Raw genomic sequence first — 24,958 nt, 5'->3', positions numbered from 1 at the left:
CCGAGCCGATGGGCTCGCGCCAGATCGTCCCGCCCGACCCGGTTCCGGGTCCGGTCGACGTCGCGGCCGACGCGCTCGCGGCGGCGCTCGTCACCGCGGCGTGGTTCCTCGCCGTCGCCGCGTTCGTGTACCTCCTCGGCGGGGCGCTCCTCGTCCCGGCGGCCGTCAGGGTCGTCCGCGCTCGCAACCCGAACAACCCGACGGTCGTCGACGCGACCGGGACGTACCTCCGCGTCCTGCTGGTCGTCGTCGCCACCCTGGTCGGCGTCGTCGCCGCCGGCTACGGCTCCGTCCTCTCGGACTCGGCCGTGGTCGTCGCGGCGGCGACGCTCGCGCTCGGAATCGCGGGCCAGGAGCTCATCGGCTCGCTCGTCAGCGGCCTCTCGCTCGTCGCCGACCCGGAGTTCAACGTCGGCGACTGGATCGAGTGGCCCGACGGCGAGGGCCGGGTGGAGCGGGTCGGGTTCCGGGCGACGCGGGTGCGGACCGCCGGAAACGAGATCGTCACCGTGCCGAACAGTTCGCTCGCCACGGGAACGATCACCCGCCCGTACCGGCGCGACCGGGTCCGCGTCAGCGACGCCGTGGTGCTGGCCCACGGCGAGGACCTCGACGTGGCCCTGCGCACGCTCGCGGCGGCGGCCGGGAGCGTCGAGGGCGTGCTCGACTCGCCAGTGCCTGAAGCGGGGGTCGCGGAACTGGGCGACGGTGGCGGGGTGCGGCTCGCGGTCGCCTACTGGATCGAGGACCCCACCGTCGACGACGTGGCGGACGTGCGGTCGGCGGTCCGTGAGCGGGCGATCGTGGCGCTCGAAGCCGAGGGAGTCGAACTCGGTCCGGCGGCGCGACGCGAACTGGACGGCCGACTCACGGTCGACCGGGAGGAGTGAGCGGCCGCCCGGGGAGCGGGACCCGTGACGTGCCGCCACGTCGCTTAATCGCGTGGGTCCACACGTGTCGAACGGAACGCCATGACGGACACGCTCACCGAGTTCGGCGTCGAGGTCGACGACCGCGAGGAACTGGTGACGGGACTGCGCGACGTCCACGGCGAACAGGTCGGCGAGAGCGAGAAGTCGCTCGTGTTCGCGCTGGAGGACTCCAACGTGCTCGGCAAGTGGGCAAACGAACTGAACATGGACCGCGAGGAACTGGCCGACCGGATGCACGAACTCGCCCGCGAGGCGACCGATTACAACTGGGGCACCTACGAGCCGTTCGTGGTACGCAAGTGACCCCGCCGGGGGCGGCCGAGGTCGTCCCGGTCCAGGGCCGAGGTCGTCCCGGTCCAGGGCCGAGGTCGTCCCGGTTCAGATCACGCTGCCCCGCCCACGTTCGCGTCCGCTCCGTACCGGCGCGAGCCGTGACCGTCGGAGACCCCCGATTCCGGCGACTCGGCGACCCGGCGACCCGGCGATCCGGAGGACGGGGACCGGACGCTACCGGCGAATCACGAACGTCGCGACGCCGAGGGCCAGGAGTCCGAGGCCCCACCAGAGCGAATCGCCCGGGAGGTACACGAGCAGCAGCGTGACGACACCCGAGGAAATGAGCGACCAGCCGATCGTCGTTCGATACGTCACGGATGGACCTCGTCCTCGAGCGGGTTGGGTGCCGTGCTGGTACTTGCAAACAGTGGCTCGCGCGGGGGCAGGACGACGACACGGCCGAGCGAACGACGCCCTCTCCGCGCCGCATTCGGACGCAGACCGCTTCTCGTGTCGTAACGCGACCCGAGTTACGCCCTCAGATTCGATTAGCGGTGCCTCTCGGCCGTTCTCGTGGCGTCTCGTCGGTCGAGAAAGGGAACCCTTACGTAGCTCGGTCCTGAACTCGCGGGTACCATGGCGAACGGCAAATACGCCGCGCGGAAACTCAAGAAGGACCGCCAGAAGCGACGGTGGTCCGACTCGAAGTACGCGCGACGCGAGCGCGGTCTCGGCGAGAAGTCCGACCCCCTCGAGGGCGCCCCGCAGGGGCGTGGCATCGTCCTCGAGAAGGTGGGGATCGAAGCGAAACAGCCCAACTCGGCGATCCGGAAGTGCGTCCGGGTTCAGCTCATCAAGAACGGGAAGCAGGTCACGGCCTTTTGTCCCGGCGACGGCGCCATCTCGTTCATCGACGAGCACGACGAGGTCACCATCGCCGGCATCGGTGGCGCGAAGGGTCGCGCGATGGGCGACCTCTCGGGCGTGAACTACAAGGTCGAGAAGGTGAACGGCGTCGCCATGCTCGAACTGGTACGCGGGAACGCGGAGAAGCCGGTCCGATAACCATGTCGGAGGAAGAAGCCCCCGAACCCGAGGCGCCCGCGGACAGCGACGACGCGGTCGACAACGCGCTGCTGTTCGGCGTCTGGGACGTCTCCGAGATCGAGTACAGCGACCCGTCGACCCGGAACTACCTCAACGTCACCCCCATCGCGCACACGATGGGCCGGCACGCGTCCAAGCAGTTCCGCAAGTCGGAGCTCTCCATCGTCGAGCGGCTCATCAACCGCCTGATGCAGAGCGAGGACAACACCGGGAAAAAGCAGCAGGCGACCCGCATCGTCCGGGACGCCTTCGACATCGTCCACGAGCGCACCGACGAGAACCCGGTGCAGACGCTCGTCGAGGCCGTCGAGAACGCCGCGCCGCGCGAGGAGACGGTCCGCCTGAAGTACGGCGGCATCTCCGTCCCGAAGGCCGTCGACGTCGCGCCCCAGCGCCGCGTCGACCAGGCGCTGAAGTTCATCGGCGACGGCGTCGAGTCCGCGACGTACAAGTCGACGACGACCGCCGCCGAGGCGCTCGCGGACCTGCTCGTCGGCGCGGCCCGCTACGACGTGCAGGCGTACCCCATCTCCCAGAAGGAGGAGAAGGAGCGCGTCGCCGCTGCGGCACGCTAAGGTTCTTCGATCGGTTCTCCCTTTGCGGTTTTTGCTCGGTTCGGTGAGCGGCGGGTCTGCGTTCGGTGTGGAGGAGGGCCGTTCCGGGCCGGACGTGACGGTGGGGACCTCGAACGTTCACGGCGTTCTCGGCTCCCAGTGTATCGCCCGCAGTGTCGTCATGGCCCGTGGGGGCGGTCGTCACTGTCGCACAACAGCCGACGAACTACGAACGACACGAGAAACACCGACGAATCCCACAAGACACTTCCCGGCCAGCACCAACCGCCCGGCTGTGAACCCCCGCACCCTCCTCCTCCTCGTGGCGGTCGCCCTCCTGGCCGGGCTGAGCGGCTGCTCGGCCGCCGGGTCGCTGCACATGACCGCCGTGAACGACACCGAACTCGCCGCGGAAGCGAGCCGCGACCTGCCCGACTCGGACGAGCGGCCCGCGGTCCGGTACCGCGAGATCGTCGAGACGGCCGTCGAGAACGGCTCGGCGACCGCGAACGACACCGCGCCGTTCGTCGAACCCGGCGGGCCGCCCTACGCCGTCGACGGCGCGTACTACGACATCTCGGCCGAGCCGGTCGGGAACCACACCGAGCGGATGGTCGACGTGAAGGTCGACTACAACGGCTCGACCGACGGCCCGGCCGTCGCCTACGAGGACCTCACGCCGGCCGACCGCGCGCTGCTCGACACGCTGCTCCCGCCGCCGGCCGACCACTCGCCGACCGCCGGCTACGACCTCGGTTCCGGGCAACGCTACACCCGGGCCGAGGCGAACGAGTCGGTGCTGGTCTCGGGCGAGTACGACGCCGTCCACTACGAGGGCGAACGCTATCCGATCGCGGTCGACTCCACCGACGTGACGGTGACGACCTACCGCTACACCGCGACCGAGATCGCGCCCAGCGCCGAGGCGTACGCGAGCGACCTCCGCGAGACGTACCGGTTCGAACTGTCCGGACTCTCCGAGGCCGAGCGCGGGGTCGTCTCCGAGGCCATCGAGTCGTCCTACTACGCCGAGTCGACCGACGACGAGGCGTTCCGCTCGGTGATGGAGCGGTTCCGCGCCGTCGAGGGCGTCCGCGTGGACGAGTACGGCGGCTCGTGGGTGGTCGAGTATCGGGGAGCCGTCTACTGGGCCGAACTGCAGTACGGCGGGTTCCTGGAGGAGGAGCCCACGTAGCGCAGCGCGGACGGTGATCTGAACGGCGGCCGGACGGCAAGGCGATCGGGACATCGATCGGACAGTGGGATGATCGGATCGGCTCGACGGACTTCCGAAACCGAGGTTCTTAGGGACGCGCTTGCCAGAGGCTACAGGATGACCGACCGTCCCCCGTCCGAGCGTGCCCGTCGGCTGGAGGCGCTGCACGAGACGACGCGGGAGTTGATGGCCGCCACGGAACGGGAGACCGTGGCCGAGGTCGCCGTCGAGGCGGCCTCGCGCGTGCTGGGGCTCGACGCCAACTCGATCCACCTCTACGACGAGGGGGCCCACGAACTGGTCCCGGTCGCCGTGACTCCCACCACCCGCGAACTCATCGGCGACGTGCCCACGTTCACGCCGGGCGAAAGCATCGCGTGGCGCGTGTACGAGCACGGGGAGCCGGCCGTGTTCGAGGACGTGCGCGAGCACCCCGACGTGTACAACCCCGGCACCGACATCCGAAGCGAGCTCCACCTGCCGCTGGGCGAGTACGGGATCCTCATCGCCGCCTCCCCGACGCCGAACGCGTTCGACGAGCCGTCGCTCTCGGTGGCGAAGGTGCTCGCGGCCAACGTCGAGGCCGCGCTCGGGCAGGCCGACCGCGAGGCCGAACTCGTCCGGCAGAACGAGCGCCTCGACGAGTTCGCAAGCGTCGTGAGCCACGACCTCCGGAACCCCCTGACCGTCGCGCAGGGCTATCTCGACGTGATCCGCGAGTCGGGCGACGCGGCCGACTTCGACCGGATCGAGTCGGCCCACGACCGGATCGAGCGCATCATCGACAACCTGCTGTATCTCGCCAGGGAGGGCCAGGAGATCGGGACGACCGAGGCGGTCGACCTGCGCGAGGCCGTCGAGTCCTCCTGGGCCGTGCTCGGCGCCGAGAACACGGACTCACGGCTCGTCGTCGACGAGGCGGTGACCACGGTGACCGCCGACTACGACCGGCTGCGTCAGCTCCTGGAGAACGTCCTCGGCAACGCGGTCGCCCACGGCGGCTCGGAGGTGACGGTCCGGGTCGCGCGGACCGACTCGGGGTTCGCCATCGCGGACGACGGCCCAGGCATCCCCCCCGAGCAGCGTGACCGGGTGTTCGAACGCGGCTACTCGACCCGCGAGGACGGCACCGGGTTCGGCCTCCACATCGTCGAGCGCATCGCCGACGCCCACGGCTGGGACGTGACCGTCGCCGAAAGCGAGGCGGGCGGCGTCCGGTTCGAGTTCGCGGTGGCCGGGTCGGCGCCCGAGGAGCCCTGACAGGGCCGTCGAGGAGGGGGGGGCGGCAGTTCCGGGTCGTCTACTGTCCGTAGCTCTCGAACTGTTCGATCGCCGTGTCGAGTTCCGACTCGGGGAGTTCGACGGGGTCGCCGACCGAACGCGACCGCAGGTACAGCTCCGCCAGGCTCTCGACGTGGTGGGTGTTCTCGACGGCGGTCTCGACGTCGTCGGCGACGACGACGAGCCCGTGGTTCTCGATGAAGGAGGCCGACGCGTCGGCCTCCTCGAGCGCGGCGACGACGTTCGCCGCGAGCTCCTCGGTGCCGTAGGGCGCGTACTCGGCGACGGGGACGCGCTTGCCGACGGCGACGATCATGTAGTGGATCGGCGGCAGCGGCTCGCGCAGCACGCCCATCGTCGTCGACATCGGCGAGTGGGTGTGGACGATCGCGCCCGGTTCCTCGGCGTGCCCGCGGTAGATGTGGCGGTGCATCGGCACCTCGCTGGAGGGTTTCATCTCTCCCGCGACGCGTTCGCCCTCGAGATTCACGACCGGCACGTCCGCGGCGTCGAACGCGTCGTAGGCGACGCCGGTCGGCGTGACGGCGAAGGCGTCGCCCTCGCGGACGCTGAGGTTCCCCGTGCGGCCCGGCGTCAGGGCCGCGAGATCCGGTGCGTGCTCGACCACGGCGCGTCGCGCATCCTCGGCGATCATACGACCACCTCGGAGAGCGCCGTGAAATCCGTGATGGTGTGGTCCGGGCGTCGGTCGTCGGGCAGGTCGTCGACGACGACGTCGTCGGGACCGTTGAACAGCGCCGTGTCCAGCCCCACCGCGTTCGCCCCCCCGACGTCGGCCTCGACGTCGTCCCCGACCATCAGGACCTCGCTCGCGCGCAGTCCGAGCCGGGCCAGCGGGAGGGTGAACATCACGGCGCCGGGCTTCTCGCGGCCGGTCTCCTCGGAGGTGAGCAGCAGGTCGACGTGCTCGTCGATGCCGAGGCGGTCGAGCTTCTCGAGCTGGATGCGCGTCGTGAGGTTGGTGACGACCGCGACGTCGACTCCCGCGTCCTGCAACGCCGCCAGCGTCTCGACGACGCCGTCGAACAGGGTCATCTCGTCGACGTACGCGTCCCAGTACGCCTCGCCGAGCCGGAGCGCGTCCCCGGAGCGATGGGTCCCGGTGTGGCTCTCGATGGCCCGCTTGAAGTAGAGGAATCGCTCGTGGGCGGAGGCCGTTCCGGCGAGTTCGCGCTTCACCGCGCGGCGGCCCTCCCGGTAGAGGTCGGTGAACTCCTCCCGGTCGAGGTCGTAGCCGAGCTCCAGGAACGCCTCCCGGGCCGCCTCCTTGCCGGCCTCGTTGCACGGGGGGTACGGGTAGAGCGTGTCGTCGAGGTCGAGAAACACCGCGTCGTAGGGCATACCGCCGCGTCCGGGGCGGAGGGGTAAAAAGCCCACTCGGACGATGCACCGTGGCGACCGCTCTCGGTGCGAAGTGAATCAACCACATGGCGCGCGTGACTGCGAGCGAAGCGAGCGCACGCGAGGAGCACAGGAGGCTGGGGAGGGTGAGGTGCGGTGCAGTGCAGTACGGCGGGTGGGACTGAAAGGGGCCGCGGCTGTCGGCGAACCCCGAACCCGCAAGCACCGCAGGCGAACGCAGTGAGCCGAGGAGCACAGCGCGGTTCGCCGGAGCCGACAGCCGCGGGGGCTTTCGCGGTCGTCACCACTACCCGACCGACCGTTCCTGCCACTACCCGACCGACTGGTCCTCCCACTACCCGACCGGTCGTTCCTGCCACCATCCGACGGACCAATCACACCACCGAAAACTGAAACGCGCTTCAGGGAACGCATTTGCCCCGGCCGCCGCCACTCGTACCCATGTCGAACGAGGCAACCGGAGGACGCCGCCTCGTCCGCCGGTTCTACTGGTTCCAGGTCACGCGGTCGGTCGGGTTCATCTACCCCATCTTCGCGCTGTTCGTGCTCCGCGACGTGTCGTTCACGGGCTACGGCACGCTGTCGGCCATCTACGCCGCGGTCGTCGTGGCGAGCGAGGTGCCGACCGGCTACGTCGGCGACCGGTGGGGCCGCCGCGCGAGCATGGCCGGCGGCGTCGCCTGCACCGCGCTCTCGCTCGCTGGGTTCGTCGTCGCCGACTCGTTCGCCGGCTACGCCGTCCTCTACGTGATCTGGGCGTTCGCGACGACGTTCAACTCCGGCAGCGGCGACGCGTGGCTCTACGAGACGCTCCAGCGGCACCTCGACGCGGGGGCGTTCACCCGCGTCCGCGGACGCGCCGGCGCGGTGGAGCGCTGGACCTCGGTGGCGACGATGCTCGCGGGCGGGGTCCTGTACGCCGTCGACCCGCGCGTCCCGTTCGTCGCCTCGGTCGCGCTGAACCTCCTCGGCTTCGGGGTCCTGTGGACGCTCCCGGCGAGCGGCCGGAGGGGCGACGGGACGGGATCGGTGGCCGACGGCGAGTCGGGGTCGACTGGCGACCGCGAGGCGGGTGGAGGGTCGGCCCCGGGTGCGGGCACGTCCGCGCGTGCGGCGCTGGGCGTGGTCCGCGACTCGTTCGCCACCCCGGGCCTCCGGGGGTTCGTCCCGTTCGTCGCCGTCGTGCTGGCGGGCGTGGGCGCGGCCGGCGGCTACGTTCAGCCCATCGGCGTCGACCTGTTCCGGACGCTCCTGCCGCCGTCGCTGTCGGCGGTTCCCGAGTCGTCGCTGCTGGGCGCGATGTACGCCTCCTTCACCGGCGTCGCCGGCGTGGCCGCCGCGTCGGCCGGCAGGGTCGAGGACCTGCTCGGCGTCCGCGGCGCGGTCCTGCTCGTTCCCGCGGTGACCGCCGTCCTCATGCTCCTGCCACCGCTCGTCCTCGTCGCCGCGCTGCCGATGTTCGTCGCGCGGACGGCGACGAGCCCCCTCTTCGTCCCCATCGCGTACGGCTACGTGAACGACCGTGTCGGCGACGCGGGGCGCGCGACGACGCTCTCGGCGGTGTCGATGGTCCAGGGCGCCGTCCGGACGCCGCTCGCGCTGGCGGCGGGGGTGGTCGCCGACGCCTTCGGCGCGGTGGCGGCGCCGGCGATGCTGGGCTGTGTGGTGCTGCTCGCGGTCGGTGCCGCCGCGGTCGGACGGCCGGTCGCGGCGGGCACCCGAACGACCTCGTAGCGCCAGTTCCGTCGGGCCGCCTCCGGTGCCGGTCCAGCCGATCCTGGCCCACGCCGTCAGGGGGCCAGAGCCCGCTCAGTCGGCCGCCGCCGTGCCGTCGCCGGGACCGTCTCCCGAACCGCCCGAGCCGCTCGCGTCGACCGCGTATCGTCGGGCCGCGTCGACCAGCGTTCTGCGGTACTCCGAGGCGGAGGGGTCCTCGGCGAGCGAGCGGAACAGCCGCGTGAACGCGGCGACGTCGACGCCGGGCGCGTCGTCCGCGGCCGCGTGCGCGAGGTCGTACAGTCGGTGGCCGCGGTCGACGAGGTCGTGTCGCTCGCACATCGCCAGCGCGAACGCCGCGTTCACCGCCGTGATGTCCGGGTCGGCGCTCCCCGTGAGCAGCCGCGAGTCCGGGTGGTGGTGCTCGCGGGGGCGGTCCGCGACGGCGGCGGCCAGTTGCGACTCGAAGAACGTGACGAGCTTGCCGCCCGGGCCGACCGAGAGCGTGATGTCGTCGGCGTAGACGTCCTTCATGTGGTTGGCGATCTGATAGCAGTGGGCGAGCCTGTGGCGCTCGACGGATCGCCCGGCGAGCGCGAGGAACAGCGCCTCCTCGGTCGGCTGGACGTGGGAGGGGTGACCCTCCTCGTAGCGGGCCATGTGGGCGAACTCGTGGAGCGCGAGCTCCCGGGCCATCGCGCTCGTCGCGGCTTTCCGGGAGATGTTCAGCACGTGGCGGTCCTCGTAGTGGCCGGCCCACGTGCGCTCGTCGGGGTCGTCGCTGACGCGGACGTGGACCGGCAGGTCGAGGTCACGTTCGGTCTCGAGGAGCGACGCGGCGCCGAGAAGGGGTTCGGGCGGGCCGTCGTCACCCAGTCGCAGTTCCATGTGAGAGACTGTCACGGCCCGCGACCGTTTCACTCTTGTGCCGGTTGGGGGGGCGGCCCGACCGGCCGGCGACGCGTAGTCTTCCCTCCTCCTCGACGCGAGTCGTTCCCTACTCCTCGGCGCGGGCCGGCCCGCCGTTCATGAGTTCGAGCACCTGCATCACGCCGGAGTTGTCGTCCCGCCCCATCCCGTTCTCGACCATCGACTTGTACAGTTCGTGGGCGAGCGACGTTTGCGGCATCGGCGAGCCGAACGCCTCGCCCGCGTCGGTGGCGATGCGGAGGTCCTTGTACTGGTACTCGGCGAAGAAGCCCGGGTCGAAGTCGCCGTGGATCATGTCCGGGGCGCGGTTGTCGAGCGCCCAGCAGCCGGCCGCGCCGCCGCTGATGGCCTCGACGACCGCTTCGAGGTCGGCGCCCGCGTTGTCCGCGAACACCAGCGCCTCGCTCACGCCGACCATCTGGGCGGCGACGACGATCTGGTTGCACGCCTTCGTCGTCTGGCCCGCGCCGCTCGGGCCACAGTGGGTGACGGTCCCCCCGACGACGTCGAGGACGTCCCGCTGGGCGTCCAGCGCGTCCTCGTCGCCGCCGACCATGATCGAGAGCGTCCCCTCGATCGCGCCCTCCTCGCCGCCCGAGATGGGGGCGTCGAGCAGCGTCGCGTCCTCGGCTGCGAGCGCCTCGGCGACGCGTTCCGCGACGGTCGGCGAGATGGTCGAGTGGTCGATCACGGTCGTCCCCGGGCCGACGCCGTCCACCACCGGGTTCGGTTCCCCGCCGTCGCCGAGGACGACCCGCTCCACGTCGGGCGAGTCGGGGAGACACAGCAGCACGACGTCGCTCCGTTCGGCGACGCCCGCCGGCGACTCGCCGTCCTCGCCGCCGTGGGCGACCAGTTCCGCCGTCGGTTCCGGCGAGCGGTTGTGGCCCACGACGCGGTAGCCGGCGTCGAGGAGGTTCGTCGCCATCGGGAGCCCCATGATTCCCAGGCCGATGAAGCCGACCGTCTTGTCCGACATGACGTGGGGACGTGGGTGTGAGACTCGTAAATAGCTACGGACGGCGGCGGGTTTGCGTCGGCCGGTCGTCACGCCGGAGCCTCACCGGTCACGAAGCCGAGTGGTCGGACGGCGGGCGAGCGCGGTAGCCGCCGGAACCGGGATAGCACGAGAACCGTTGTCACGGGGCGGGAGAGCGCCGCAGACGGCGCTTTCGGCGCCGGCAAAGCACTACCCTTTTGACCGGGCGCACAGTAGCGCCCGGTAATGGGCCGACGAAAGAAAATCGTACAGGAATGTGAGACGCTGATGGACGAGCCGGAGCACATCCGGAACATCGCCATCGCGGCTCACGTTGACCACGGCAAGACGACACTCTCGGACAACCTGCTGGCCGGTGCCGGCATGATCTCGGACGACACCGCGGGCCAGCAGCTCGCCATGGACACCGAGGAGGACGAGCAGGAGCGGGGCATCACCATCGACGCGGCGAACGTCTCGATGACCCACGAGTACGAGGGCACCAACCACCTCATCAACCTCATCGACACCCCCGGCCACGTCGACTTCGGCGGCGACGTGACCCGGGCGATGCGCGCCGTCGACGGCGCGCTCGTCGTCGTCGACGCGGTCGAGGGGGCGATGCCCCAGACCGAGACGGTGCTCCGGCAGGCGCTCCGCGAGGGCGTCAAGCCCGCGCTGTTCATCAACAAGGTCGACCGCCTCATCAACGAGCTCCAGGAGGGTCCCCAGGAGATGCAACAGCGGCTCATGGACGTCATCGGCGACGTCAACGAGCTCATCCGCGGGATGACCGAGGAGATGGACGACATCACCGAGGACTGGACGGTCTCGGTCGAGGAGGGCACCGTCGGCTTCGGCTCCGCGCTGTACAAGTGGGGCGTCTCGATGCCCTCGATGGAGGCGACGGGCATCTCCTTTGCGGACATCATCGAGATGGAGCAGAACGACAACCGCGAGGAGCTCCACGAGCGCACGCCGCTCTCGGACGTCGTGCTCGACATGGTCGCCGAGCACTTCCCGAACCCGCTCACGGCCCAGCCGTTCCGCGTCCCGCGCATCTGGCGCGGCGACGACGACTCCGAGGTCGCCGAGGACATGCAGACCGTGGACCGCGACGGCAACATCGTCCTCATGTGTACCGACATCGGGATGGACCCCCACGCCGGCGAGATCGTGACCGGCCGCGTCTTCTCGGGCACGCTCGAGAAGGGCCAGGAGCTGTTCGTCTCCGGGACGGCCGGGAAGAACCGCGTCCAGTCGGTCGGGATCTACATGGGCGGCGAGCGTGAGGAGCTCGATCGGGGCGTCCCCGCCGGCAACATCGCGGCGGTCACCGGCCTGAAGGACGCCATCGCCGGCTCGACCGTCTCCGACATCGAGATGACGCCGTTCGAGTCGATCGAGCACATCTCGGAGCCGGTCATCACGAAGTCCGTCGAGGCCCAGAACATGGACGACCTGCCAAAGCTCATCCAGACGCTCCAGCAGGTCGCCAAGGAGGACCCGACGATCCGCGTGGAGATCAACGAGGACACCGGCGAGCACCTCATCTCCGGGCAGGGTGAGCTCCACCTCGAGGTCATCACCCAGCGCATCCAGAAGAACCAGGGCATCCCGGTCAACACCGGCGAACCGATCGTCGTGTTCCGCGAGCAGCCACAGGAGGCCTCCCGCGAGGTCGAGGGCGTCTCGCCGAACCGGCACAACAAGTTCTACATCACCGTCGAGCCGATGGCCCAGTCGATCGTCGACGACATCCAGCTCGGCGAGATCTCGATGGACATGCCCGAACTCGAGCGCCGCGAGGCGCTCCAGGCGGCCGGCATGGACAAGGACACGTCCCAGAACGTCGAGCACATCCACGGGACGAACATCCTCATCGACGACACGAAGGGGATCCAGCACCTGAACGAGACGATGGAGCTCGTCATCGAGGGCCTCGACGAGGCACTCGACGATGGCCCGCTCGCCGCCGAACCCGTCCAGGGCTCGCTGTTCCGCCTCCACGACGCGCGGCTCCACGAGGACACGATCCACCGCGGCCCCGCACAGGTCATCCCGGCGGTCCGGGACGCGGTCCACCGCGCGCTCATCGACGCGGAGGTCCGCCTGCTCGAGCCGATCCAGGACGTCCGCATCGACGTGCCCAACGAGTACATGGGCGACGCCTCCGGGGAAATCCAGGGTCGCCGCGGCCGCGTCGACGACATGTACCAGGAGGGCGACCTCATGGTCATCGAGGGCATCGCGCCCGTCGAGGAGATGATCGGCTTCTCCAGCGACATCCGCAGCGCGACCGAGGGTCGCGCCTCCTGGAACACGGAGAACGCGGGCTTCCGCGTGCTCGTGGACAACCTCCAGCGCGAGACGATCATGGAGATCCGCGAGCGGAAGGGTATGAAGCTCGAACTGCCGCCCTCGATCGAGTACATCTAGTCGGTTTCTTCTCGATTCCCTTCTTTCAGTCGTGCTTCGTCCGTGAGTGACGGCTCCGACTGACGAGTCCGACCGTGACCGCGTTCGCTACCGCGGCTGCCGCGGTCGTCACCAGCGTGATCCCGACGATGGACGAACCAACTTTGCGTGCAGTTCAGAACCGACCACACACTGGCAATCCTCGCCACCGTAGAAGACTTATCACCTCCCCCTCCCCAGAAACAGAGCATGCCAAGTGGCACGACCCACGGTCGGCGCGACGGCTGCGAACGACTCCACCAGCCCCGCACGTCGACAACAACTGTCGGGTCCTGCCACACCGCGACCGGGATGGGACGGGCTGACGCGGGCCGGGGGGCGAGGTAGATGCCCGCCGACCCGGCGGCAGCCCCCGGCGAGCGCCCGCCGTCCGAGGCCGGCGCGCGCACCGACGGCGGACCGAGAACTGACGGCGAGCCCGGAGCCGACGGCGGCGACGCGCCCGAGGAGGAGGCGACCCGGGCCGACGGCGGCGACGCGCCCGTCGCACACACCGTCCGCATCGAACTCGTCGACGAGCCCGGCCAGCTACTGGCCGCGCTGAAACCCATCGCCGAGAACGGCGGCAACCTGCTGTCGGTGTTCCACGAACGGGGGAACATCACGCCGCGGGGGCGAATCCCCGTCGCCGTCGATCTGGAGTGTCCGCCGGACCGGTTCGAGACCATCCTCGAGGCGCTGCGTGACAACGGGGTGAACGTCACCCGCGCGGGCGCGGAGGAGTTCGGAGCCGAGGTGACGGTGGTGCTGGTCGGCCACCTCGTCGACACCGACCTCTCGGACACGCTGCGGCGGCTCGTGGACGGTTCGAACGCGACCGTCGCCGACCTGGAGCTGTCGGCGCCCGCCGGGGCCGGGAGCGACGAGCAGTCGAGCGCCCGCCTGCGACTCAGGGCGCGCGAGGGCGAGACGGCCGGGGTGCTGGAGACGGTTCGCTCGGTCGCGGCCGAGAAGGGAATCCACGTCATCGAGCCGATGGAGGGGGGCCAATGACGACGCGGCTCGCGGTGCTGGGCGCGGGCGCGGTCGGCCGTTCCGTCGCCCAACTGGCCGGCGAGTACGGCTACGCCGTGGTCGCGCTCGCGGACTCGTCCTCGGCGGTCGTCGACCCCGACGGCGTGGACGTCGCCGGCGCGCTCGCGGGCAAGGACGACGGGGCCGGCCTCGGGGACGCGGACCCGGCGGACGTGCTGGCCGCCGACTACGACGCCCTCGTGGAGGCGACGCCGACGACGCTCGGCGACGCCGAACCCGGCTTCTCGCACGTGCGGACCGCGCTAGAGCGCGACAGGGACGTCGTGCTCGCGAACAAAGGTCCGGTCGCCGAGCGCTTCGCGGACGTGCGCGCCCTGGAGGCCGACAGCCACGGCGAGGTGCTGTTCGAGGCGACCGTCGCGGGGGCGATCCCGGCGCTCGCGACCATCGACGACCTCGGGCCCGAGCGCGTGACCGCGGTCAGGGGCGTGCTCAACGGCACCGCGAACTTCGTGCTCTCGCGGATGGCCGCCGAGGGGCTGGACTACGACCACGTGCTCGCGGAGGCCCAGGACCTCGGCGTCGCCGAGGCGGACCCCTCATTCGACGTCGAGGGGACCGACGCCGCGCTGAAGTGTGTCATCCTGGCGAACGTGCTCCGGGAGGCCGGCTGCGAGACGGTCGCGGAACTCCGGGACCGGGAACTGGCTCTCGCGGACGCCGACGTCGAGGGGATCCGAAACGTCACCGGCAGCGCGCTCGAACTCGCGATCAACGACGGCCGAACCGTGCGACTCATCGGCGAGGCGACGAGGGAGGGGGTCCGCGTGGGCCCCCGGCTCGTGCCCCAGAACGGGACGCTCGCGGTGTCGGGGACGAGGAACATCGTCAAAATCGACGCGGACTACTCGGGCGACCTGGCGATCTCCGGTGCCGGCGCGGGCGGGGAGGAGACCGCCAGCGCGGTGCTCTCGGACGTGGGGCGGCTGGGGTAGGGGCGGACCGAGTTTCGATTCCGGTTCGGGACGTCCGGTGGGCCGCTCTGCACCGTCAGGAACGGCTCGGACGCCAACCTGTCGTTTCGGCCCGGTCGACGATCAGCCGGAAACACGCCGACCACGTCCTCCCGATCACACCGTGGGAACCGAACGCACGAGAACGCGACACACGAAAAATCGCAAGACTGCGCCGTGACGGGGCGTGCAGCGTATCGAAATGGTTTTAGGGCAATCAGACGAACGGACCCTTACAGAGCGCCTTAGCGCGTGATTCCACAATGAGCGAAGACAAACCCCACCAGAACCTGGCCATCATCGGCCACGTCGACCACGGGAAGTCCACGCTCGTGGGTCGCCTCCTCTTCGAGACAGGGAGCGTCCCCGAGCACGTGATCGAGCAGTACCGAGAGGAAGCAGAGGAGAAGGGCAAGGGCGGCTTCGAGTTCGCCTACGTCATGGACAACCTCGCCGAGGAGCGCGAGCGCGGCGTCACCATCGACATCGCCCACAAGGAGTTCGACACGGACGAGTTCCACTTCACCATCGTCGACACGCCGGGCCACCGTGACTTCGTGAAGAACATGATCACCGGTGCGTCCCAGGCCGACCACGCGGTGCTCGTCGTCGCGGCCGACGACGGCGTCGCGCCCCAGACCCGCGAGCACGTGTTCCTCTCGCGCACGCTGGGCATCGAGGAACTCATCGTCGGCGTCAACAAGATGGACGTCGTCGACTACAGCGAGGACACCTACAACGAGGTCAAGTCGGGCGTGCAGGACCTCCTCAAGCAGGTGCGCTTCAACTCCGAGGACGCGGAGTTCATCCCGCTGTCGGCCTTCGAGGGCGACAACGTGGCCGAGCGGTCCGACAACACGGACTGGTACGACGGCCAGATCCTCCTCGAGGCGCTGAACAACCTGCCGGTGCCGTCCCCGCCGACGGACGCGCCGCTCCGCCTGCCGATCCAGGACGTCTACACCATCTCGGGCATCGGGACCGTCCCGGTCGGCCGCATCGAGACGGGCGTCCTCAACACCGGGGACAACGTCTCGTTCCAGCCCTCGGACGCCGGCGGCGAGGTCAAGACCATCGAGATGCACCACGAGGAAGTGCCCAAGGCCGAGCCCGGCGACAACGTCGGGTTCAACGTCCGCGGCGTCGGCAAGGACGACATCCGCCGCGGCGACGTCTGTGGCCCGGCCGACGATCCGCCGACGGTCGCCGAGACGTTCCAGGCTCAGATCGTCGTCATGCAGCACCCGTCGGTCATCACGGCCGGCTACACGCCGGTGTTCCACGCCCACACGGCCCAGGTCGCCTGTACCGTCGAGTCGCTCGACGCGAAGATCGACCCGTCCTCGGGCGAGGTCGCCGAGGAGAACCCGGACTTCATCAAGTCCGGCGACGCCGCGAAGGTGACGGTCCGACCCCAGAAGCCCCTCAGCATCGAGCCGTCGGGCGAGATTCCGGAGCTGGGCAGCTTCGCCATCCGCGACATGGGTCAGACCATTGCGGCCGGCCAGGTCCTCAGCGTCAACGAGCGATAGATGCCGGGCCAACAGGCGCGGGTCCGACTCGCGGGGACGAGCCCCGAGGACCTGGACGACATCTGCGACGACGTCCGGGAGATCGCGGACAAGACCGGCGTCGCCCTGTCGGGGCCGATCCCGCTCCCGACCAAGACGCTGGAGGTCCCGTCCCGGAAGTCCCCGGACGGTGAAGGCACCGCCACGTGGGAGCACTGGGAGATGCGCGTCCACAAGCGGCTCATCGACATCGACGCCGACGAACGCGCGCTCCGGCAGCTGATGCGGATTCAGGTGCCAAACGACGTCAGCATCGAGATCGTCCTCGAGGACTGAGGACCGCTAAGGCGCACCCACGCCGCTTCGATTCTCATCTCTTTCCGACCGCCCAGCGACGGCTCTGGCGAAGGTTCAAATACCGAACCGGGCCCAGTGGATCGTACGGGCGATGGGGCGCGCCCGTCCGGCTCGCGAGCCATTTTCGGTACCCGGGCCGAGAGGTTTAGGTCCCGGGCGACGGAGACTGACCACCCGTGACTCGCACGGTGTCATCGCCATGACCGACGACGACTCGACGGGCCGTCGGTGGCTCACGCTCGCCGGGAACCCCGTCATCGAGACGCTCGCGGCCATGTGTCTCGTCTCGCTGATGACCTGGGCGGGAGCCCTGGTCGGCCTGGCGGGCCTGTTCGTCCTCTCGGAGTCGTTCGTCTCCCGGCCGTGGGTACTCCTCACGAGCGTGTACGCCCACGCGAGTCCGGGCCACCTCCTCGCCAACGCGGTCGTCGTCGCGCTCGCCGGGAGTCTCGTCGCTCGGAACACGACCCGATTCCGCTTTCACGCGTTCTTCGTCACCACGGGAGCGCTCGCCGGCCTCGCCCAGGTGTGGCTCGGCGGCCTCCTCGGCCCGTCGGCGGGCGTGCTCGGCGCCAGCGGCGCGGCGTTCGCGCTCGCCGGCTACGTGCTCGCGGCGAACCCCGTCTCGACCGGCTTGCTCGATCGAATCGGGCTCTCGACCCGGGTCGCAGCGGCGGTCGTCGCGCTGGTCGCCGCCGGCCTGACGCTCGCGTTCAGCGCCGTCGGGAGCGCGCTGGTGGCCCACTTCACGGGGCGGTGTTCGGGCTGGTCACGGGACGGCTCCGGCTGTTGCGTGCGTGAGTTTTTGCTGGCTGGTGGCGCGAAACGGAACCCTCAAGTGAACGCCAGCGGTTCGTTCTGGTGCGGGCTCGTAGATCAGTGGTAGATCGCTTCCTTCGCAAGGAAGAGGCCCTGGGTTCAAATCCCAGCGAGTCCACTTAAATACTCCTTCGCTGCGAAGGCGCACTAAACTGGCGAGTGACACCTGTTTCTCGCCCGTTCCGAGAATCGGACGCCGGGAAGAAATGGGGGTGTCTGAGCGAGTTCACGAACTCGCCACTTCCGGGAGCCGCCGTCCCGTAACTTCCGCGAGTGACACCCCTGAAACGGCGAAGGAACGAGGCGGTGGTGCCGCATGAGCGCCGACGATCCGGGGGACGACCCCGAGACGTTCGACGGCGAGCGTGAGACCACCGTCGACGTCGCCCGGCTCGCCAGCGCCGACGTACTCGTGGCCGACGTGTTCGCCGTCGTCGGTCACTTCGAACGTGTGGCGGTACGTCTCACCGGCGTTCTGGATGGGGACCACGCGGTAGGTGTGCTGTCCGTCGTCGTCTCGAGTATGGACCGTCTTGATGTCCATACCACCACTTACGGGCGTGCCTGATAACTGATCTATTGTTCACTAATTCAGTTACTCAAGTATTCTCATAATATATCTTGGAATAGTGAGCAGGCGGAACCGTTTCTGTACCCTATCGGTCTGGCCGTTGAACCGGCGTTTCCTCAAATCCGCCCAGCGTTCTCCTTCAGCCTGCAGGGTCCTCATTGATTTGAATCGAGCTAAAAGTCAACGATAGCACAGGAATGCGTCATGGAGTTTCAGGGGTCGGTAGAGGATCTGTTACTGGCACCGCAACCGTTTTGATTATTGGGATTAATCATTAAGAATGGTCTCTATGGATCGGATATTTGAACTCCTGAGCAAGAAGCGGCGACGGTACGCACTCTACTATCTTGACCAACAGGAGGGACCTGTTCTTATCGACGAGGTAGCAGCACAGGTCGCAGAGTGGGAATCCGACCCTGGAATCGGCCCCGTTCCTGAGGGGGCGTTCGACGGAATTGAACTCAAACTCTACCACGTCGATTTACCGAAAGCATCCGAGACAACGTACATTCAGTATAATCCGGATGAGGGAACGGTCGAACTCACCGAAACTCCTCCTTCGTTCGCCGCCATCCTCTCGATTGCGAAGGTGATCGAACGCCCGGACCGAAACCCGTAACGTCCGAGAGACTGAGGTGACGGAGAGCCCCCGATTTCCTATCAGCACCATCAATCACAGACAAACTGTGGTGTTCTGTTGACGCTGATCCCAGTGTTCCGTACTTTTCAATTCGAAATAGCCGCTAGGTAGACCTGCCTAGTTAGCGGTTGAGCATCCCTCAAGGTGAACGCTCAGCACAGGACGTTGGTTCATCAAACGCTGGGAGCACCCTAGAGATCAGTAGCGACTGACCCAAGAGGCTGGATCACTACTGATCGGGTATGGCTATCGAGGCCTCGTTCACCATCGAGCAGGCGGATTTCCCGTTGAGTGCTGTTTTCGAGCAATTAGCCGATGTGACTATCGAGTTAGACCGGGTTGTCCCAACCGGTGAGGCAGTCGTCCCCTATTTCTGGATTTCCGCCGATGATACGGATAAACTCGACACAGATTTGAGTGTAGATCTCGGGATTGACCAGGTCAAAGTAATCGATAAACTGGAGGAACAGATGCTCGTCCGTATCGACTGGAACCTGGACTATGAGAGTGTTCTGACGGCGGTCGTCAATACCGATATTTCACTCGTTTCTGGGATTGGAGACGATACGCGATGGACGTTTGAAGTCCGTGCAAACGAGCAACAAGACCTCTCGAACTTCCAGACGTATTGCCAGGACCACGACATCCCGCTTGAGCTGACTGAGCTGCACGCGATTTCGTCGCTCAAGTCCGATCGAGAATACGATCTGACCGAGGGTCAACGGAATGCGTTGGTACTGGCGTATTCCCGGGGGCACTTTGACTCGCCGCGAGACGCCACGCAACAGGATCTCGCCGACGAACTCGGAATCACCCGGCAGGCGGTTTCATCACGGTTACAGCGCGGTTTTCGACGTCTCGTAGCGAGTACCCTCATCGCTCCCGACGAGTGAGCCCGGAAACCACTCATAAAGGAATGTTGCGGGAGCAAAAGCCACCCTCTTCCCCAGAGAATGCCAACATTGTGTTGATGGAGCCTCCTGAAGAGAAATCGATGACTGTTGAGATTACGAAGTCGATGAGTGTTGTTGAATTCGATGCGGACCAAGACAGTTTCCGGGCGGCGTACGACAGTACTCAGGACTTGACGAGTTTAGCAGTCGTTGAAGTTGTTGCGTCCGCGCTTGGCAGGGAACCATGGGACTTGACGCCGCTTCAGTCCGCCATTGATACAGACGCGCTTGATGAATTGGCTACGGAGTCAGCTACCGATCGTGGGAACTGTGATAGTATCTCGTTCTCATACGAGGACTTTGAAGTGACAGTACGGAGCGAGGGAGTCATTGAGGCAGCACCCATCGAGAACTCGTAATCGGCCTGATTATTCCGTATCAAATTGTGTGTAATCTGTGGAACGCCTCGGACAGGCCGGAAACTAACGTCTGATGCTGAGGTCATTCCGTATCAGGACACGAGCTCGAAGTGCGGACGCGAGAATTTTCGATATCGGAAGTGAGGCTACAGACGAGTGAACAAGGTAATCCGAATCACGAGGACATCGTGACTGTGCTGAACTCATTCTCTGTAGTTAGCGAATTTGAGTGAGAGAGCCCACGATTTCCATGCGCGGAGTACAGCCAAAATAGGAACTGTGGTTCTCGATTGGGTATATTTCTGTAACCTATTGGCTCGACCAGTGAGCCGGCGATAGACCTGTACGCAGTCAAGCGTTTCCGTACAGTCTGCACGATTCTTATTCGTATTATATCCCTTGGGCGCTGAAGAGATGCACGTAATTTCTGAGCTGGCTATCTGGAACATCTGTTCAATAGTCCTGAGTACCGTTCGATGCTCTCCAGTACATGACACTCAGATTACACCGCCACCATCACTGCTTATGGAACGAGGAGATGTCTCTCCTCTATGACCGATTCGAGTAGCGACGAGTTCGACCCAACAGCACCAGACCAACGGGAGATCGGCCGCGAAATGGTTGACGACAGTACGGGACTCGGTTCGGTGATGGCCCACGCCTATCGCGGAGAGATAGACCGAGTAGGGACGTGGCGGCAGCGCCTCGACGAGACGACGACGTGGGCGGTGACGCTGATGGCAGCAATCTTGACGTGGGCGTTTTCGAGTACCGATAACCCGCACTATATCGTGCTGATCGGGATCGTTGTCGTCACCGTCTTTCTGGGCATCGAAGCACGGCGGTACCGGGACTACGACGTCTTTCGCTCTCGTGCTCGACTCATCCAAGAGAACCTGTTCGCAAACGCCCTCGATCCGTCCCAAGGCACTGAAAGTCACGACTGGCGAGCGGAACTGAGCAGGGACTATCGAAGGCCGACGCTGAAAGTCTCGTTCTACGAAGCACTCGCAAACCGGCTCCAGCGTGTGTACCTTGCTCTGCTCAGTGTCCTCTTGGTCGCGTGGGTCTTCAGGATTACAGCGTTCGCACCGCGCCAAGATTGGCTGACAACCGCTGGAATCGCCCGTATTCCCGGGATTGCTGTGGTTGCCGTTGTGGGTGTGTTCTACGTCGCACTGCTGGGCGTCACCTTCTGGCCCCGCGAGCGCCATGCCAAGGGTGAGTTCCGTGAAGGAGACACGGACGACTGGAAAGAGACAGACCGATAAATCCGTTCTCCGTATACTGTACCATCTCGGTAGTGGAACTGTATATAGGGGGTTGCAGTACCTACTGGGAGTGATGTCCGAATCAGAGGCGATCCGCTGGGAGTACGAGACGCTTCGCCCGCCGCGCGATGAGACCCAAAAAGAAGCAGAGGATCCGAAAGCAGAGTTGAATCAACTCGGTGCAGAGGGCTGGGAGTTTGTGGAGACGATCGACTACGAGGGAGGCGGCACCAAGTACCTCGTTTTCAAGCGACCTGCCCAATCGGATGAGCCAGTATGACTGACGAGACCGACATCAGTACGGCCAACAAGATGCGTGAACGCTCGGGCGAGAGTCGGATTAAACTCTGGGTGCTGATGCGCGCGAACCGCCTTCTCGTCTCCAGCATCCTGACCAGTGCCGTGTTCGTCGCATTCGTCATCGCCGTCGCTGTCCTCGATCCACCGTTTTCACGGCAAATCGAGTCCGGCGACATGATCGACACGATGTTCTCGACGATGATCACGGTCATCGTGACCGGGACGACACTCGTCGTCACGATCGGTCAGCTCGTCCTCTCCCAGGAGAACGGCCCGCTCGGCGATCAACGCGAGCGTATGTCCAGTTCAATGGATTTCCGGGATTATACTGAAGAATTAATTGGATCTCCGAGTCCTGCCGATCCATCCGAATTCCTCCGGCAGATCATCGGAATCACGGCACAACGGACGACGGCTCTTCGAGAGTCAATTGGCAAGAATGACGACGAGAACCTCCGAGAAGAGGTCGATGAGTTCGCTGACAGCGTCACTGGGAACGCTGACATGGTCCGTGACCAACTTGAGGATGCGCAGTTCGGCTCGTTCGATGTGGTATTCGCCGCACTAAATTTCAACTATAGCTGGAAAATCTTCCAAGTTGAACGTCTTACGAACGAATACGAAGAGAGCCTCACTGAGGAAGAACACGGCTTGCTTGACGATCTCAAAACAGCGCTGTCTCTGTTTGGTCCGGCGCGCGAACACATCAAGACGCTGTACTTCCAGTGGGCACTCATCGACTTGTCTCAGATGATTCTCTATGCTGCAGTCCCGGCATTGGCCGTTGCGGGCATCATGGTCGGAATCGTCGATGCGGGGACGTTCCCGGGAAGCACACTCGGTCTCGATCACATCATCCTCGTCGTGGGCGGTGCGTTTGCGGTGACGCTCGTTCCATTCATGCTGTTCGTCTCGTACGTCCTTCGCATCGTCACCATAGCGAAACGGACACTTGCCATCGAGCCGCTGATCCTCCGCGAATCACAACGCTAAGATCCGACGCAGTATCTTGTTCCTCTACACTTAGCAATCGTCCCGCACCTGTTCCCCGCGTAACTCCATGCGGGGCGCGTTCGACGTGCATCTCTCGCTCCATCAATAGCGTTAGCGCCCGGTTGAGGAGGCGGCGCGAGAGGCCCCCTGCGGGTCCGAGCGCCCGCCTCCCGTTTACAGTTCGTCCGAAAGGTACGACTCGACCAGCTGCTCAAATTCCTCGGTATCGTCGTATTTGTCCCGTAGCCTAACCACGGCCTTACCCCGATCTGTGATTTCGTACAAACCGCTGTTTTCACTGGGGCCGATCTTCTCGACCAATCCGTAATCCATCAGCTGAGGAAATCGGGTGTTGAGGTAGTTCCGGTCCCTTTCGGTGTGAAGTGCGATATTTGAGGCGACGTTCCGGCCAGTCTCCTCGAGAGTGGACAAGATTTCAAAACCGGTAGGCTGTACGAGCTTCACGTCTGAGTCCCCTGTAGAGGACCACATATACCGATAGTACATAGGCGTGTTTGTCGTTATAGTATGTCTAATCAGTACATACTTTCAGCATCTACTGTCAGTAGATTCAATGTGAACGCCTACGGTGGACCTGTCAACGGAAGCATCTCGCGGACTCGTCGCTCGTCGATGGGTCCACCGTAGAACGCAAGCGGACCCCGCTGTTAGGCCAGCGGATCCGCGTTGGCTTCCGTGACTGAGGCACGAAAGCCATGTCAGTAATCCCGCTGGGGACGCATGAATCCCCCGACGACGGCGTAGCAGTTCGATGGTACAGCCACCGCCCTGCGCGGTGAAAGTGGATTTACTTTCACCGTTGCAAGGGTGATCGAATACTTCCAGACACACCCCATCAGCCAGACGTGCTGATGTCCCCGAACGCAACTGAGGTGCCGGTCGATGAGTGACGATCTCGAACCCCTCTCACCCGAGGAGGGTATCGAGTGGTCTCTCGAAAAGCCGCGACGGCAAGGATAGTGAGCACACGGTCGAAAACAAGCAGTACCGGCTGTGCCCGTTCCTCGAGTTCTGCAACGAGAACGGAATCGAGAACCTGAACGACCTCTCCGGTCGTGACCTGTTCCGGTTCTACAACTACCGGAAGGGAGCGGTGAAGTCGGTGACGCTGAAGAATCACCTCGCGACGCTCCGCGTTGCGCTGGACTTCTGGCACTCCGTCGACGCTTGCGAGGAGGGACTGCGCGAGCACGTCCCGATGCCGGAGGTCTCGCCCGAGGATGAGACGAACAGCGACGTGCTCCGCACCGAGCCCGCGAACGAGATTCTCGACTACCTGGAGACGTTCCGCTACGCCAGCCGTGACCATGTGATCTACCTGCTGCTCTGGCACACCGGAATGCGGATGGGCGCGCTGCACGGCCTCGACGTGGGCGACTACGACGCGGACGAGCCGTGCATCGAGCTGCGTCACCGACCGCCGGCAACCACGCTCAAGAACGAGGATCGCGGCCAGCGGGACGTTGCTCTGCCGCCATCCGTGGCGGCGGCCGTCGACGACTACCTCGCTCGGAACCGTACGAATGTGACCGATGAGAACGACCGGCGACCGCTGATCACCTCGTCGAGAAGCGGACGGCTGAGCAAAACGAGCATCCGAGAGACGGTGGACCGCGTTTCCCGGCCGTGCGTCATCGGCGGTTGCCCGTACGACAGGGACCCCGAGACGTGCGAGGCGATGGATAACCAGAAGACGGCTAGTCGCTGCCCGTCGTCCGTCTCGCCGCACCCGCTTCGGAAGGGAGCTATCTCCCGCGACCTGAACGAGGGTGTTCCGAAGGAACTCGTGAGCGAGCGGATGGACGTGACCGAGCCGATCCTCGACAAGCACTACGACAAGCGGTCCGAGCGCGAGAAGATGGAGGTCCGCCGACGTTTGATGGCGAGGTATCGGCATGGTAACCACGCTCCTGCGGCGGGGTGTCGCGCTTCCAATCCGGCAACCGCCAGCGAGTCCATCCCCGAAGTTCTCGCTTTCGAAGGAGCCCGTAGCTGCATCCCGGCCGGTCCTCGTTGCATCCGATTCAGCGTCGCCTCACCGCAGTCGTAAACGCCGAGCATTCGACTCTCCGGACCGGACCCGCACCTGCCCCGGCTTCAGATGCCCGCGCGTCGAGCCGAGGACCGCCTCGCACTGCGAGCACACGTAGGGTCGATTCTCCGGGATGACGCTACTGACGACGGTGAGGTCCGCTCCACACTCGGGACACGGGACGACGTCGTGTTGGGTGACCGTCCTGTACCGCTCCATGGTACAGTTGGCAGGGCCCGCACGTGATTTAACGGGCGGTACGGAGTGAAAGTGAACGGCGGGGCGGACCAC

27 protein-coding genes and 1 tRNA gene are annotated in these 24,958 nt (G+C 66.1%); 22 read left to right on the top strand and 6 right to left on the bottom strand.

Features of this window, described 5'->3' with window-relative positions; translation table 11 throughout:
• The first annotated feature begins 8 nt into the window (after positions 1 to 8).
• Positions 9 to 890, top strand: a complete 882-nt coding sequence (locus tag RJT50_RS12315) for a mechanosensitive ion channel family protein (RefSeq protein WP_313691691.1) — start codon at positions 9 to 11, stop codon at positions 888 to 890.
• Between the two features lie 81 nt (positions 891 to 971).
• Positions 972 to 1,235, top strand: a complete 264-nt coding sequence (locus RJT50_RS12310; protein ID WP_313691689.1) for a hypothetical protein — start codon at positions 972 to 974, stop codon at positions 1,233 to 1,235.
• Positions 1,236 to 1,439: 204 nt separating this feature from the next.
• Here the strand turns inward: RJT50_RS12310 and RJT50_RS12305 are convergent, their stop codons facing one another.
• Entirely contained in the window at positions 1,440 to 1,583 is a 144-nt protein-coding gene (locus RJT50_RS12305; protein ID WP_313691687.1) for a hypothetical protein, read from the bottom strand.
• A gap of 261 nt (positions 1,584 to 1,844) precedes the next feature.
• On the opposite strand from RJT50_RS12305, the gene RJT50_RS12300 reads away from it, so the two are divergent.
• The 4 genes from RJT50_RS12300 to RJT50_RS12285 all read left to right on the top strand — a co-directional run bounded on the left by RJT50_RS12300 (position 1,845) and on the right by RJT50_RS12285 (position 5,345).
• Complete coding sequence (locus RJT50_RS12300; protein ID WP_313691686.1) at positions 1,845 to 2,273, top strand: 30S ribosomal protein S12; 429 nt, start codon at positions 1,845 to 1,847, stop codon at positions 2,271 to 2,273.
• Between the two features lie 2 nt (positions 2,274 to 2,275).
• Entirely contained in the window at positions 2,276 to 2,890 is a 615-nt protein-coding gene (locus RJT50_RS12295; protein ID WP_313691684.1) for a 30S ribosomal protein S7, read from the top strand.
• Between the two features lie 274 nt (positions 2,891 to 3,164).
• The gene (locus RJT50_RS12290) at positions 3,165 to 4,064 is read left to right on the top strand and encodes a hypothetical protein (protein ID WP_313691683.1); all 900 of its coding nucleotides are present in this window, start codon (positions 3,165 to 3,167) and stop codon (positions 4,062 to 4,064) included.
• Positions 4,065 to 4,202: 138 nt separating this feature from the next.
• Positions 4,203 to 5,345, top strand: a complete 1,143-nt coding sequence (locus RJT50_RS12285) for a GAF domain-containing sensor histidine kinase (protein ID WP_313691682.1) — start codon at positions 4,203 to 4,205, stop codon at positions 5,343 to 5,345.
• Between the two features lie 40 nt (positions 5,346 to 5,385).
• Here RJT50_RS12285 and RJT50_RS12280 read toward each other — a convergent pair whose 3' ends face one another.
• Both RJT50_RS12280 and RJT50_RS12275 read right to left on the bottom strand, forming a co-directional pair.
• On the bottom strand, positions 5,386 to 6,021 hold the full coding sequence (locus RJT50_RS12280) for a ribulose-1-phosphate aldolase (RefSeq protein WP_313691680.1): 636 nt from the start codon (positions 6,019 to 6,021) through the stop codon (positions 5,386 to 5,388).
• Positions 6,018 to 6,728, bottom strand: coding sequence for a ribulose-1,5-bisphosphate 5-phosphatase (locus RJT50_RS12275; protein ID WP_313691679.1), 711 nt, complete (start codon positions 6,726 to 6,728; stop codon positions 6,018 to 6,020). Before RJT50_RS12275 ends, RJT50_RS12280 begins: the two co-directional genes overlap by 4 nt.
• A gap of 462 nt (positions 6,729 to 7,190) precedes the next feature.
• On the opposite strand from RJT50_RS12275, the gene RJT50_RS12270 reads away from it, so the two are divergent.
• Positions 7,191 to 8,483, top strand: coding sequence for an MFS transporter (locus tag RJT50_RS12270; RefSeq protein ID WP_313691678.1), 1,293 nt, complete (start codon positions 7,191 to 7,193; stop codon positions 8,481 to 8,483).
• Positions 8,484 to 8,558: 75 nt separating this feature from the next.
• On the opposite strand, the gene RJT50_RS12265 is transcribed toward RJT50_RS12270, so the two are convergent.
• Together RJT50_RS12265 and RJT50_RS12260 are read right to left on the bottom strand one after the other, a co-directional pair.
• A complete protein-coding gene (locus RJT50_RS12265) occupies positions 8,559 to 9,353 on the bottom strand; it encodes a DUF5781 family protein (protein WP_313691677.1) in 795 nt (264 codons plus the stop codon).
• A 109-nt stretch (positions 9,354 to 9,462) separates the two neighbouring features.
• Entirely contained in the window at positions 9,463 to 10,374 is a 912-nt protein-coding gene (locus RJT50_RS12260) for an NAD(P)-dependent oxidoreductase (RefSeq protein WP_313691676.1), read from the bottom strand.
• Between the two features lie 246 nt (positions 10,375 to 10,620).
• Here RJT50_RS12260 and RJT50_RS12255 point away from each other — a divergent pair, with 246 nt between their 5' ends.
• The 14 genes from RJT50_RS12255 to RJT50_RS12190 all read left to right on the top strand — a co-directional run bounded on the left by RJT50_RS12255 (position 10,621) and on the right by RJT50_RS12190 (position 22,614).
• Positions 10,621 to 12,813, top strand: coding sequence for an elongation factor EF-2 (locus RJT50_RS12255; RefSeq protein WP_313691675.1), 2,193 nt, complete (start codon positions 10,621 to 10,623; stop codon positions 12,811 to 12,813).
• A gap of 366 nt (positions 12,814 to 13,179) precedes the next feature.
• Positions 13,180 to 13,845 (top strand): amino acid-binding protein, encoded by a 666-nt coding sequence (locus RJT50_RS12250; protein ID WP_313691674.1) that lies wholly within the window; start codon positions 13,180 to 13,182, stop codon positions 13,843 to 13,845.
• Positions 13,842 to 14,822 (top strand): homoserine dehydrogenase, encoded by a 981-nt coding sequence (locus RJT50_RS12245; protein WP_313691672.1) that lies wholly within the window; start codon positions 13,842 to 13,844, stop codon positions 14,820 to 14,822. Before RJT50_RS12250 ends, RJT50_RS12245 begins: the two co-directional genes overlap by 4 nt.
• A 281-nt stretch (positions 14,823 to 15,103) precedes the next feature.
• Positions 15,104 to 16,372 carry a translation elongation factor EF-1 subunit alpha gene (gene tuf / locus RJT50_RS12240; RefSeq protein ID WP_313691671.1) on the top strand — a complete coding sequence of 423 codons (1,269 nt, stop codon included), beginning with the start codon at positions 15,104 to 15,106 and terminating at the stop codon, positions 16,370 to 16,372.
• Positions 16,373 to 16,687, top strand: a complete 315-nt coding sequence (gene rpsJ, locus RJT50_RS12235) for a 30S ribosomal protein S10 (protein ID WP_313691669.1) — start codon at positions 16,373 to 16,375, stop codon at positions 16,685 to 16,687.
• Positions 16,688 to 16,907: 220 nt separating this feature from the next.
• The gene (locus RJT50_RS12230; RefSeq protein WP_313691667.1) at positions 16,908 to 17,594 is read left to right on the top strand and encodes a rhomboid family intramembrane serine protease; all 687 of its coding nucleotides are present in this window, start codon (positions 16,908 to 16,910) and stop codon (positions 17,592 to 17,594) included.
• A tRNA-Ala gene (locus RJT50_RS12225) sits at positions 17,574 to 17,645 on the top strand. The genes RJT50_RS12230 and RJT50_RS12225 overlap by 21 nt, the downstream gene beginning before the upstream one ends.
• Before the next feature lie 198 nt (positions 17,646 to 17,843).
• Positions 17,844 to 18,095, top strand: a complete 252-nt coding sequence (locus tag RJT50_RS12220; RefSeq protein WP_313691666.1) for a hypothetical protein — start codon at positions 17,844 to 17,846, stop codon at positions 18,093 to 18,095.
• A 283-nt stretch (positions 18,096 to 18,378) separates the two neighbouring features.
• Positions 18,379 to 18,717, top strand: a complete 339-nt coding sequence (locus RJT50_RS12215) for a DUF7344 domain-containing protein (RefSeq protein ID WP_313691665.1) — start codon at positions 18,379 to 18,381, stop codon at positions 18,715 to 18,717.
• A 263-nt stretch (positions 18,718 to 18,980) separates the two neighbouring features.
• Positions 18,981 to 19,631 (top strand): helix-turn-helix domain-containing protein, encoded by a 651-nt coding sequence (locus RJT50_RS12210; protein WP_313691663.1) that lies wholly within the window; start codon positions 18,981 to 18,983, stop codon positions 19,629 to 19,631.
• A gap of 77 nt (positions 19,632 to 19,708) precedes the next feature.
• Positions 19,709 to 20,050: a HalOD1 output domain-containing protein gene (locus tag RJT50_RS12205; protein ID WP_313691662.1), complete on the top strand. Its 342-nt coding sequence runs from the start codon at positions 19,709 to 19,711 to the stop codon at positions 20,048 to 20,050.
• A gap of 551 nt (positions 20,051 to 20,601) precedes the next feature.
• Positions 20,602 to 21,321, top strand: coding sequence for a DUF2270 domain-containing protein (locus RJT50_RS12200; protein WP_313691660.1), 720 nt, complete (start codon positions 20,602 to 20,604; stop codon positions 21,319 to 21,321).
• 73 nt (positions 21,322 to 21,394) lie between these two features.
• Positions 21,395 to 21,601: a Sp36 family protein gene (gene sp36, locus RJT50_RS12195; RefSeq protein ID WP_313691659.1), complete on the top strand. Its 207-nt coding sequence runs from the start codon at positions 21,395 to 21,397 to the stop codon at positions 21,599 to 21,601.
• On the top strand, positions 21,598 to 22,614 hold the full coding sequence (locus tag RJT50_RS12190; protein WP_313691658.1) for a DUF7972 family membrane protein: 1,017 nt from the start codon (positions 21,598 to 21,600) through the stop codon (positions 22,612 to 22,614). Before sp36 ends, RJT50_RS12190 begins: the two co-directional genes overlap by 4 nt.
• Positions 22,615 to 22,788: 174 nt before the next feature.
• On the opposite strand, the gene RJT50_RS12185 is transcribed toward RJT50_RS12190, so the two are convergent.
• Positions 22,789 to 23,079 carry an ArsR family transcriptional regulator gene (locus RJT50_RS12185; protein ID WP_313691657.1) on the bottom strand — a complete coding sequence of 97 codons (291 nt, stop codon included), beginning with the start codon at positions 23,077 to 23,079 and terminating at the stop codon, positions 22,789 to 22,791.
• Between the two features lie 442 nt (positions 23,080 to 23,521).
• Between RJT50_RS12185 and RJT50_RS12180 the strand changes: the two genes are divergently transcribed.
• The gene (locus RJT50_RS12180) at positions 23,522 to 24,685 is read left to right on the top strand and encodes a tyrosine-type recombinase/integrase (protein WP_313691656.1); all 1,164 of its coding nucleotides are present in this window, start codon (positions 23,522 to 23,524) and stop codon (positions 24,683 to 24,685) included.
• Positions 24,686 to 24,958: the final 273 nt, after the last annotated feature.

The sequence above is a fragment of the Halobaculum sp. XH14 genome (genome assembly GCF_032116555.1).
Classification (GTDB): domain Archaea; phylum Halobacteriota; class Halobacteria; order Halobacteriales; family Haloferacaceae; genus Halorarum; species Halorarum halobium.
Note: the sequence above shows the minus strand (reverse complement) of the source record. Positions and strands in the feature narration are given on the sequence as shown.